At 68.6% G+C, this 10,714-nt stretch carries 10 protein-coding genes; all 10 read right to left on the reverse strand.

The features are described 5' to 3' along the window. Positions 1 to 67: 67 nt before the first annotated feature. On the reverse strand, positions 68 to 1,618 hold the full coding sequence (locus M2163_RS19415; RefSeq protein WP_280894564.1) for an alkaline phosphatase D family protein: 1,551 nt from the start codon (positions 1,616 to 1,618) through the stop codon (positions 68 to 70). Between the two features lie 484 nt (positions 1,619 to 2,102). Then, the gene (obgE, locus tag M2163_RS19420) at positions 2,103 to 3,539 is read right to left on the reverse strand and encodes a GTPase ObgE (RefSeq protein WP_280851536.1); all 1,437 of its coding nucleotides are present in this window, start codon (positions 3,537 to 3,539) and stop codon (positions 2,103 to 2,105) included. Positions 3,540 to 3,656: 117 nt separating this feature from the next. Next, on the reverse strand, positions 3,657 to 3,911 hold the full coding sequence (gene rpmA / locus M2163_RS19425) for a 50S ribosomal protein L27 (RefSeq protein ID WP_019063244.1): 255 nt from the start codon (positions 3,909 to 3,911) through the stop codon (positions 3,657 to 3,659). Between the two features lie 14 nt (positions 3,912 to 3,925). Next, positions 3,926 to 4,246 (reverse strand): 50S ribosomal protein L21, encoded by a 321-nt coding sequence (rplU, locus tag M2163_RS19430; protein ID WP_007381993.1) that lies wholly within the window; start codon positions 4,244 to 4,246, stop codon positions 3,926 to 3,928. Positions 4,247 to 4,520: 274 nt separating this feature from the next. Further along, a complete protein-coding gene (locus M2163_RS19435) occupies positions 4,521 to 5,315 on the reverse strand; it encodes a class I SAM-dependent methyltransferase (RefSeq protein ID WP_280851535.1) in 795 nt (264 codons plus the stop codon). Positions 5,316 to 5,420: 105 nt separating this feature from the next. Beyond that, positions 5,421 to 6,008, reverse strand: a complete 588-nt coding sequence (rfbC, locus tag M2163_RS19440; protein WP_280851534.1) for a dTDP-4-dehydrorhamnose 3,5-epimerase — start codon at positions 6,006 to 6,008, stop codon at positions 5,421 to 5,423. Positions 6,009 to 6,028: 20 nt separating this feature from the next. Continuing rightward, on the reverse strand, positions 6,029 to 7,621 hold the full coding sequence (locus M2163_RS19445; RefSeq protein ID WP_280894565.1) for a glycosyltransferase family A protein: 1,593 nt from the start codon (positions 7,619 to 7,621) through the stop codon (positions 6,029 to 6,031). After that, entirely contained in the window at positions 7,618 to 8,517 is a 900-nt protein-coding gene (rfbD, locus tag M2163_RS19450; RefSeq protein ID WP_280851532.1) for a dTDP-4-dehydrorhamnose reductase, read from the reverse strand. Before rfbD ends, M2163_RS19445 begins: the two co-directional genes overlap by 4 nt. Continuing rightward, positions 8,514 to 9,500 carry a dTDP-glucose 4,6-dehydratase gene (rfbB, locus tag M2163_RS19455; RefSeq protein WP_020116357.1) on the reverse strand — a complete coding sequence of 329 codons (987 nt, stop codon included), beginning with the start codon at positions 9,498 to 9,500 and terminating at the stop codon, positions 8,514 to 8,516. The genes rfbD and rfbB overlap by 4 nt, the downstream gene beginning before the upstream one ends. Then, on the reverse strand, positions 9,497 to 10,564 hold the full coding sequence (locus tag M2163_RS19460) for a glucose-1-phosphate thymidylyltransferase (RefSeq protein WP_280851531.1): 1,068 nt from the start codon (positions 10,562 to 10,564) through the stop codon (positions 9,497 to 9,499). The genes rfbB and M2163_RS19460 overlap by 4 nt, the downstream gene beginning before the upstream one ends. Positions 10,565 to 10,714: the final 150 nt, after the last annotated feature.

Genomic DNA, 10,714 nt, shown 5'->3' on the forward strand with positions numbered 1-10,714 from the left:
GCCTGAGTGCTGCCTGAGAGGAGCCTGGGGCCGGGATGAGGACCAGGCCCCTCTCGGGCAACCGCGCTCACGCGGGCCGTACCCCCGGCCTGCCCGCCTCCACCCGCAGCTGCGCCAGCGTGCTCGCCGTCGCCTCGGGCCTGACCACCGTGTCCACGGCCCGGACCTGCGCGTCGATGCCGTTCCGGTCGATGTCGAAGAGGTGGTAGCCGCGGTGGGCGTCGATGAACTTCCAGTGCGGGTTGTCGGCCATGAGCGGGTCCCACTGGGCGTGGAAGGCGGCCTGGTCCTGGTCGCCGTTGCTGGAGACGGAGGTCGCGACGAACTCGGCGCCGACGACCCGGGAGCCGGGGTCGGCGTAGTCCTCCTTGAGGTCGCTGATCATCGTGAAGTGGCGGTCGCCGGAGAGCACGACCGGGTTGCGCACGGTCCTGAACTCCGCCAGGAGGGCGTTGCGCTCGACCTGGTAGCCGTCCCAGGCGTCGTAGTACCAGAGCTTGCCCTCGCCGGGCAGGATGTCGGTCTCGGCCATCATGATCTGCGAGGCGATGACGTTCCAGCGGGCCGGTGAGCCGTGCAGCCCGTCGAGCAGCCACTGCTTCTGCTCGGCACCGAGCATGGTGAGCGCGGGGTCCTGGGCGTCGGCCTGGCTGGTGACCTGGTCGCTGCGGAACTGGCGGGTGTCGAGCACGTTCAGCCGGACGAGCCGGCCGAACTCCAGGCGCCGGTACATCTGGATGTGCGGGCCGTCGGGAATGGCGGTGGCCCGGACCGGCATGTGCTCGTAGTACGCCTGGAAGGCCGCCGTCAGCCGGGCCACGAACGCGTCGTGCGGCTGCTTGGCGGGGTCCTGCGGGATCTCGCCGGCCCAGTCGTTGTCGACCTCGTGGTCGTCGAAGGTGACCACCCAGGGCGCGTTCGCGTGCATCTCGGCGAGGTCCGGGTCGGTGCGGTACTGGGCGTACCGGTTGCGGTACTGGACGAGGGTGTACGGCTCCCCCGTGCCCTCGTGCCGGCGCAGAGCGGTCGACGACGGTGCCGACTCGTAGATGTAGTCGCCGACGAACAGCACGATGTCGGGGTCCTGGTCGAGCATGTCGGCGTAGGGCGTGAAGTAGCCGTGCTGCCAGTGCTGGCAGGAGGCGAGCGCGATCCGGAGGCTGCCGCCGGAGCTGCTCGGGGCGGGGGCGGTACGGGTGCGGCCCGTGCGCGAGAGCTGGCCGTCGGCGCGGAAGCGGTACCAGTAGGTGCGGCCCGCGCGCAGACCCCGCACATCGACGTGAACGCTGTGCCCGTACGTGGGCAGCGCCTGGGCGGTGCCGCGGCGGACCACCTTTCTGAAGCGCTGGTCCTCGGCGAGCTCCCATTCGACCGGCACCACTCTGTCGGGCATGCCTCCCCCGTTCAGCGGATCGGGGGCGAGCCGCGTCCACAGCACGATGCCGTCCGGCAGCGGGTCGCCGGACGCCACGCCGAGGCTGAACACCCCGTCGGGCAGCGGGGTCTCCGCCGCTCGCGCGGTGCCCGGCAGCCACAGCTGGGCGGAGGCGGCGGCGCCGAGCACGGCGGCACCGGCGGTCAGAAAGCGGCGTCGGCCGGGTGATGCTGCTCCGTACATGGGCGAACTCCCTCGCGTCGCTGACCTCTTGGGCACCTCGGAAGCTCACGCTTCGGGGTGATCCGTGCGTTGAACCAAGGTGTTCGCGTGCATGACAAATTGGTAGACAACAGAAGAGCCGTTGCGACTCGGGTATCACATGATGAACGTGATCCCGGCACAACGGCCTTCAGGACACCGCGGACTGACGATCTTTTGGGTTCCGGTGGGCGAAGCCGAGCTCAGCGGGCCTTCGCGGCGGCTGAGCCGAGGAGGGGGTGGCCGAAGGTGAACGGGCCTGTCGCCCTTGGCCGGTGGCCGGAACCGGCATCCCGCGCTCGCCGGCCGGGCCGCCCGCGGTGCCGGCCGGCCCGTCATCGATCACGTCACCCGCATGGACGCCGCTGCGGACGACGACGAGCCCCGTGCGCCGGTCGTCCTCCGGCACACGGGGCTCGCCCGCCGTTCATCCCGGGCCGCGGAACGGCCCGACCCGCTCCTCGGCTCAGAAGGGCTCGAAGTCGTCGAACTCCTGAGCGGCCTCGTCGCGCTCGGCCTGCTTGTCGCGGCGGCGCTGGGCGGCGGGGCGGGGTGCTTCGAAGCGGTGGTCCTCACCGCGTCGGCCGAGCATCTCGGCACCGGCCATCACGGTCGGCTCCCAGTCGAAGACGACCGCGTTGTCCTCGGGGCCGATGGCGACGCCGTCACCCGAACGGGCGCCCGCCTTCATCAACTCCTCTTCCACACCGAGGCGGTTGAGACGGTCGGCGAGGTAGCCGACGGCCTCGTCGTTGCTGAAGTCGGTCTGCCGCACCCAGCGCTCCGGCTTCTCGCCGCGCACCCGGAACAGTCCGTCCTCCTCGCGGACCACGGTGAAGCCGGTGTCGTCCACGGCCTTGGGCCGGATGACGATCCGGGTCGCCTCCTCCTTGGGCTTCGCGGCCCGGGCCCGGCCGACCAGGTCGGCGAGCGCGAAGGACAGCTCCTTCAGCCCCATGTGGGCGACCGCGGACACCTCGAAGACGCGGTAGCCGCGCGCCTCCAGATCCGGGCGCACCATCTCGGCGAGGTCCTTGCCGTCCGGTACGTCGATCTTGTTCAGGACGACGATGCGGGGACGGTTGTCGAGGCCGCCGTACTCCCGGAGTTCGGCCTCGATGATGTCGAGGTCGGAGACCGGGTCGCGGTCGGACTCCAGTGTGGCGGTGTCCAGGACGTGCACGAGGACACTGCACCGCTCCACGTGCCGCAGGAACTCAAGACCCAGGCCCTTGCCCTGGCTGGCGCCCGGGATCAGGCCCGGCACGTCGGCGATGGTGTAGACGGTCTCGCCCGCGGTGACCACGCCCAGGTTCGGGACCAGCGTGGTGAAGGGGTAGTCGGCGATCTTCGGCTTGGCCGCGCTCAGCACCGAGATCAGCGAGGACTTGCCCGCGCTCGGGTAGCCGACCAGCGCCACGTCGGCGACCGTCTTGAGCTCCAGGACGATGTCCTGGAGGTCGCCGGGCACGCCGAGCAGCGCGAAGCCGGGCGCCTTGCGGCGGGCGGAGGCCAGCGCCGCGTTGCCGAGGCCGCCGCGGCCGCCCTGGGCGGCGACGTAGGAGGTGCCGTGTCCGACGAGGTCGGCGAGGACGTTGCCCGCCCTGTCGAGGACGACGGTGCCGTCCGGCACGGGCAGGACCAAGTCCTGGCCGTCCTTGCCGGAGCGGTTGCCGCCCTCGCCGGGCTTGCCGTTGGTGGCCTTGCGGTGCGGGGAGTGGTGGTACTCGAGCAGCGTGGTCACGGACTGGTCGACGGTCAGGATGACGTCGCCGCCCCGCCCGCCGTTTCCGCCGTCGGGACCGCCGAGCGGCTTGAACTTCTCCCGGTGGACGGAGGCACAGCCGTGACCTCCGTTACCCGCGGCGACATGCAGTTCGACGCGGTCCACGAAGGTGGTCATGGTTCGGTGCCTCCAAAAACGTCATGGGTACTACTGGCGTAACACGCGAAAGGCGGACCCGCCTTCCCACCAGGGAAGTGAGGTCCGCCTCGCGAAAAGTTCGGTCTAAGCCTGAGCTCAGGCGACCGGAACGATGTTCACGACCTTGCGGCCACGGTGGGTGCCGAACTCCACCGCACCGGCGTTCAGCGCGAACAGCGTGTCGTCGCCGCCACGGCCGACGCCCGAACCCGGGTGGAAGTGGGTGCCGCGCTGGCGGACCAGGATCTCGCCCGCGTTGACGACCTGACCACCGAAGCGCTTCACGCCGAGGCGCTGAGCGTTGGAGTCACGACCGTTACGGGTGGACGATGCGCCCTTCTTGTGTGCCATCTCTCCTCAGTCCCTTACTTCGCAGCCGCGGGGATCTCAGTGACCTTGATCGCCGTGTACTGCTGGCGGTGGCCCTGACGACGGCGGTAGCCGGTCTTGTTCTTGTAGCGAAGGATGTCGATCTTGACGCCCTTGTGGTGGTCCACGACCTCGGCCTGGACCTTGATGCCGGCCAGAACCCACGGGTCGCTGGTCACAGCGTCGCCGTCGACAACGAGCAGGGTCGAGAGCTCGACCGTGTCGCCAACCTTGGCAGTGGAAATCTTGTCAACCTCAACGATGTCGCCGACAGCAACCTTGTGCTGGCGACCACCGCTGCGCACGATGGCGTACACGCGGATCTCACTCTCACTCGAAGAACGGCATCCCCGCAGGCCAGCCGCCCGGACAAGAGCACGGGCGACCTCTCCCGGACACCGGAGTACCCGGAAGGAAAAGGTTTACGGGGACGTGGCGGCCGCTATGGACACGCCGACGGTCAAGGTTACGGGGCCCCGGCGCGGGGGTCAAACCGGACCTCGGACCGCCCGGGAAGCGGGAGGACCGCAGGGCTGAACGGGTGAGGTCCACCGGGCCGGCGGTACCCGGCCCGGTGGACGAAACCCGTTGTCAGCCGGTGACCGCCCGGATGCTGCGGCGGATCGGCGCGAACGCCGAACGGGAGCGGCGCAGGTTGCGGGCCCGCACGAGGGCCGGCCAGAAGTCCGCCCCGAGCAGGATCTCGCCCTGGACGGCGTTCTTGCGCAGGAGCACCTCCTCCGGAACGACCTGCGGGTCGTCGGCGACGTACTCCTCGATGATCTTGTCGTAGTTGTCCTTCAGCACGGTGCTGGTCGGATCGGCACCGAAGACGGCCACGACACCGGTCGGCTTGGTGTCGAGCTCCACCACCTCGAGATCGGGGCGGAAGCGCCGCAGCACCTGCGCCACCTTGAACACGTCGCCGGTCCACATGCCCGTGTGCCGGTCGCGAGCCGCCTCGTCGACGTTGCGGGGCAGCATGTCGTCCAGCACGATCACGCTCGACCAGCGCGAGTGCCGCTCGACGTTCATGAAGTCCCGCAGCGCGAACTCGAAGAGGTGCATGCCGTCGATGAACGCCAGCTCGATCCGCGGGTCGCTGCCCAGGAGGTTCAGCGGATCGCGGCGGGCCAGCGCACGGAACGGGTTGCGGCCGTTGCGCAGGTGGATCAACGGGTCCTTGCGCTTGAAGAAGTCGTCGCTCGTGGCCTTGACCATGTGCACATCGCAACTGACCTCGGACGTCACCTTGAACGCCGGGTCGACGGCGACCGTGGGCACTCGGGACAGCGTCAGGCTGCGGCCGTCGTTCACTCCAATCTCAAGGTAGTTACGGGGACGATAGACCCTGTGCAGCTGGCGGAGAAACCCGTGCCGATCCACGTAAAGTGCGCCCTTCACTGATGGCTGACGACTAAGCGATTCACGGAAGCTAGCCGGGGTTCGACCGGGGAGTAAACACCTACCGTCCAGTAACTTCATAGGCTTTCAGAGTGTGGAGCGATAAGCGACGCAGTCCTCATAACGGGGCAGCAGTCCCTGTGCCGCAGCCTCCGCCAGCGTCGGGGCAGCGGCGTCCTTGTCCGAAAGCAGCGGTTCCACATCCGTCGGCCATTCGATCCCCAGCTCGGGATCGAGCGGATGAATGCCGTGCTCCCGCCCCGGCGAATAACCCTCGGAACAGAGGTAGACGACGGTCGCGTCATCGGTCAGCGCCAGGAAGGCGTGTCCGAGACCCTCGGAAAGATAGACCGAGGTGTGCGTCTCGTCGTCGAGCCGGACCAGCTCCCACTGCCCGTAGGTGGGGGAGCCGACCCGGATGTCGACGACCGCGTCGAGCACGGCGCCGCGTACGCACTTCACGTACTTGGCCTGGCTCGGCGGCACGTCGGCGAAGTGCACACCGCGGAGGGTGCCGCGCCGGGAGACCGAGCAGTTCGCCTGGGCGAGGGACAGGCCGTGCCCGGTGCTCTCGCGGAAGTCCGCTCCGCGGAACCACTCGTGGAAACTGCCGCGCTCGTCCGGGAAGACGCTGGGCTCGTGGACCCAGGCGCCTTCGATCGAAAGGGGCTTCATGATGAAGCGGGACCTCCGGTTCAGGATGAGAGAACTCGTTTGACCTTCTTGGCGACTTTTCGCCAGGTGGCCTCGGACTCCGGGGACTTGTCCGGGACCGGGTGCATGTTTCCGCCGATGTCGAGCGCGAGCCGCCCGTCCCTGGTCCAGTACGGAGCGGCCTGGATGTTCAGGCGCTGGGACCGCTCACCGCCGCAGGGCAGCAGCTCGCTGACCGGGCCGCCCTCGATCCGGGCCATGCGCTCGATCCCGAGCAGCTGGACGTTGACGTGGACGTCGTACAGCCCCTTGGGGAGCCGGCCTCCGCACGCCGCCGTGTCGGGATCGATGCGGACGGTTCCCGTGATCTCCACCGTTCCGTCGGAGGCCACCGTCACCTTGGACTCGACGTCGGCGAACCAGGCCTGCGCCTTGTTGCGCTGACGCAGCTGGAAATCGACGACCGCGCGGTTGTCGATGTCCTTGAAGGACCACTCCGGCCCGCCGTCGATCCCCTGGACCACGGCGAGGTCGAGGCCGTAGCCGTCGCCCAGCTTCCTCACCTTCACCGTGGCACCGTCCTGGTAGCGCAGCCGCGCGCGGAACGGTGCGACCAGCACGCCCCGCCGCCAGCGCGCCGGGCCGCTGAACTCGACCTCGCTGACGGCGTCACGGTAGCGCTCGGCCACCTTGCGCAGATCCTCGACACGGTCGGCCTCGAGGAGTTCGGCACGGAACCGCCACAGCGGCGGCAGCCCCTCACGGACGGAGTCCGAGTACTCCTCGACCGCGACCTTACGGGCCGCCTCGTAGTGCCCCATGCTGAAGGGATCGCCCTTGAGGAAGCCCCCTGTGGAGGTGTTCCGCAGGACCTCGACGCGGTAGTTGCGCGTCAGGAAGGCGTCGCGAACCGGTCCCGGGCTCGTGTTGGCCTTCACGATCTGCGCGGTCTTGGCGAGCCAGGGGTAGTAGTCCTCCGGCTCGGTCCGGCTCTTGCTGTTGTTGCTGCCGTCGTCGCGCTTGCTCCAGTCGTAGCACACGACATCGCCGACTATCGTGATGCGCTTGGCGAGCGGATAGGCCTTCGCCAGGAACATCTGGTCCTCCAGGCGGCAGCGCCCTTCCTGGAACTTGATGTCGTTGTCGAGCAGGAACTGACGGCGGAACATCTTGTGCGGGGTCAGCGTCTCGTACAGCTCGGCGAAGTCCGGGCCGACCGCGTCGGCCGACTCGCGGAAAAGGCGGATGGGGCCGCGCATGTTGCCCTTGACCTTGCCGACGACGATGTCGGAATTGTTCTTGCGTGCCCGGTCGTACATCACCTGCAGGGCCTTCGGGCCCAGGGCGTCGTCCTGGTCGAGGAAATGGATGTACTCGCCGCGCGCGTTGGCGACACCGACATTGCGCGGACGTCCGGGCCAGCCGGAGTTCGGCATGGAAAATATTCGGAAGTTCTCCGCATTGTCGGCTATCTTCTTCAGCCGCTCCGCGGAATCATCGGTCGATCCGTCGTCGACAAAGATCACCTCGAACTCGTCCTGAGGCATTGACTGCTTCAGGAGCGAGTTGATCGGGCGCTCGATGTAGACCCCCGCGTTGTAGACCGGGATGATGATGCTGACCTTCACGGTCATGGGTTCCCCTCCTGGAGCTCCGCGACCAACACGGGCATCGCGCAGCTGAGACTCTCGGACCAGTCACGAATCGGTTCGATGCCGGCCTGCTGCCAGCGGTTGTGCCCCAGCACGCTGTACGCGGGCCTGGGCGCGGGGCGGGCGAACGCCGCGCTGGTGGTCGGCCGGACCCGCTCCGGGTCGGCGCCCAGCAGCCGGAAGATCTCCCGGGTGAGCCCGAACCACGTCGTCTCGCCACTGCTGGTGCCGTGGTACACACCGGCGGGAGCGGTCCCCGCGAGCGCGGCCTCGCCGAGACGCACCAGGCGGTCCGCCAGGTCGACGGTCCAGGTGGGCTGGCCACGCTGGTCGTCGACGACGTCGAGGGTGTCCTTGACGCGCTCCAGCTTGATCATCGTGTGCACGAAGTTGCCGCCGCCCGCGCCGTACAGCCAGGCCGTGCGGACCACGTAGCCGGTCTCCGGGAGCGTGGCGAGGACCGCCTGCTCGCCGGCCAGCTTGGTGCGGCCGTAGGCGCTGCGGGGCGCGGTGGGCGCGTCCTCGGCGTACGGCGTGGTGGCGTCCCCGGCGAACACGTAGTCCGTCGAGACGTGCAGCAGGACGGCGCCGGTGCGGGCGCACGCGGCGGCCAGGTGGGCCGGGCCGTCGCCGTTGACGGCGAGCGCCTCGTCCTCACGGGTCTCGGCGTCGTCGACGGCCGTCCAGGCGGCGCAGTTGACGACCACGGCGGGCCGGTGCTCGTCGAGGGCCGCGCTCACCGCGTCGGCGTCGGTGAGGTCCAGCGCCTTGCGGTCGAGCGCGACATACCGCTCCCCCGCCCGGTCCAGCCGGGCCAGGAGGTCCTGGCCCAGCATCCCGCCCGCGCCCGTGACCAGCCAGGTGCGGTTGTCGGTCACAGCGCGGCACGCTCCTTCAGCGGCTCCCACCAGGCGCGGTTGTCGCGGTACCACTGGACGGTCTCGGCGAGGCCCTGCTCGAAGCTCTTGCGGGGCTCGTAGCCGAGCTCCTCGCGGATCTTCGTGCAGTCGACGGAGTAACGGCGGTCGTGGCCCTTGCGGTCCTCGACGTACTCGACGCTGGTCTCCCAGTCGGCGCCGCAGGCCTTCAGCAGCAGACCGGTGAGCTCCTTGTTGGAGAGCTCGGTGCCGCCGCCGATGTTGTAGACCTCACCCGCGCGGCCCTTGGTGCGCACGAGCTCGATGCCCTGGACGTGGTCGTCGATGTGCAGCCAGTCGCGGACGTTGCCGCCGTCGCCGTACAGCGGGACCTTCTTGCCGTCGAGGAGGTTGGTCACGAAGAGCGGGATGACCTTCTCGGGGAAGTGGTGGTGCCCGTAGTTGTTGGAGCAGCGGGTCACCCGCACGTCGAGGCCGTGGGTGCGGTGGTACGACAGCGCGATCAGGTCGCTGGACGCCTTCGCCGAGGAGTACGGCGAGTTGGGCTCCAGCGGGTGCGTCTCGGGCCAGGAGCCCTCGTCGATCGAGCCGTAGACCTCGTCGGTGGAGATGTGGACGAAGGTCTTGATGCCCGCGCGGTGGGCCGCGTCGATGAGGGTGTGGGTGCCGACCACGTTGGTGCGCACGAACTCGGCGCCCCCGTCGATGGAACGGTCGACGTGCGACTCGGCGGCGAAGTGCACCACCTGGTCGTGCTCGGCCATCAGCTTGCCGACCAGCTCGGGGTCGCAGATGTCGCCCTGCACGAAGGCGAATCCGGGGTGCTCGCGCACCTCGTCGAGGTTGGCCGGGTTGCCCGCGTAGGTCAGCTTGTCGAGGACGGTGACCGAGACGTCACCGGGGCCCTCGGGGCCGAGCACGGTACGGACGTAGTGCGAGCCGATGAAGCCGGCACCGCCGGTCACCAGAATCCGAGTGGTCATGAAGAGATCTGCACCTTGCTGTGATCACCGAGCACGAGCCGGTGTGCCTTGGGGTTACGGGGCGCGGGCGTGACCTCCACGTCACGCCCGATGAGCGAGGCCTCCACCCGGCGTACGCCGGTCACGGACGAGCCACGCAGCACGATGGAGTACTCGATTTCGCTGTCCTCGATCCGGCAGTCCTCGGAGACGGACGTGAACGGACCGATGTAGGCGTCGTTGACCACCGTGCCGGCACCGATGATGGCAGGCCCGACGATCCGGCTGCCACTGACGCTGGCACCCGCCTCGACGCGGACCCGGCCGATGATCTCGCTGCTCTCGTCGACCGTGCCCTCGACCACCGGCTCGACGGTCTCCAGGACCGACCGGTTGACCTCCAGCATGTCGGTGACGTTGCCGGTGTCCTTCCAGTAGCCGGAGATGGTCGTGGAGCGGACGTCGCGCTTCTGGTCGATCAGCCACTGGATGGCGTGGGTGATCTCCAGCTCGCCGCGCCAGGAGGGCTCGATGGAGCGGACGGCCTCGTGGATGGCCGGAGTGAAGAGGTAGACGCCGACGAGGGCCAGGTCGCTCTTGGGCTGCTTCGGCTTCTCCTCCAGGCCCACCACCCGGCCGTCGCCGTCGAGTTCGGCGACACCGAAGGAGGTGGGGTTGGGGACCTTGGTCAGCAGGATCTGCGCGTCGGGGCGCTCGCTGCGGAACTCCTCCACCAGACCGGTGATGCCACCGACGATGAAGTTGTCGCCGAGGTACATGACGAAGTCCTCGTCACCGAGGAACTCCTGCGCGATGAGCACGGCGTGGGCGAGGCCCAGCGGCGCGTCCTGCGGGATGTAGGTGACCTTGATCCCGAACTGGGAGCCGTCACCGACCGCCTCACGGATCTCGTCCGCGGTGTCGCCGACGACGATGCCGACCTCACTGATGCCGGCCTCGGCGATCGCCTCCAGGCCGTAGAAGAGCACGGGCTTGTTGGCGACCGGGACCAGCTGCTTGGCCGAGGTGTGAGTGATCGGACGGAGGCGGGTGCCCGCCCCCCCGGAGAGCACGAGAGCCTTCACGAAAATCCCTATTTGTCTAAATTAAGCGTCAATCTCGGCTCACATCATAACCCTGTGGACAGGCCAGAGATTCACCGGCCATTCACACGACCGATCACCGATTGACAACTTTCCGTCGAACGCCATACCCACAGAATCACGAAATCCGCC

Origin of the sequence: Streptomyces sp. SAI-135, from assembly GCF_029893805.1 — a bacterium.
GTDB lineage: Bacteria > Actinomycetota > Actinomycetes > Streptomycetales > Streptomycetaceae > Streptomyces.

Excerpts from the sequence above, each read along its gene's own strand:
- M2163_RS19415 (WP_280894564.1), bottom strand. The coding sequence starts at position 1,618 with ATGTACGGAGCAGCATCACCCGGCCGACGCCGCTTTCTGACCGCCGGT.
- obgE (WP_280851536.1), bottom strand. The coding sequence starts at position 3,539 with ATGACCACCTTCGTGGACCGCGTCGAACTGCATGTCGCCGCGGGTAAC.
- rpmA (WP_019063244.1), bottom strand. The coding sequence starts at position 3,911 with ATGGCACACAAGAAGGGCGCATCGTCCACCCGTAACGGTCGTGACTCC.
- rfbC (WP_280851534.1), bottom strand. The coding sequence starts at position 6,008 with ATGAAGCCCCTTTCGATCGAAGGCGCCTGGGTCCACGAGCCCAGCGTC.
- M2163_RS19445 (WP_280894565.1), bottom strand. The coding sequence starts at position 7,621 with ATGACCGTGAAGGTCAGCATCATCATCCCGGTCTACAACGCGGGGGTC.
- rfbB (WP_020116357.1), bottom strand. The coding sequence starts at position 9,500 with ATGACCACTCGGATTCTGGTGACCGGCGGTGCCGGCTTCATCGGCTCG.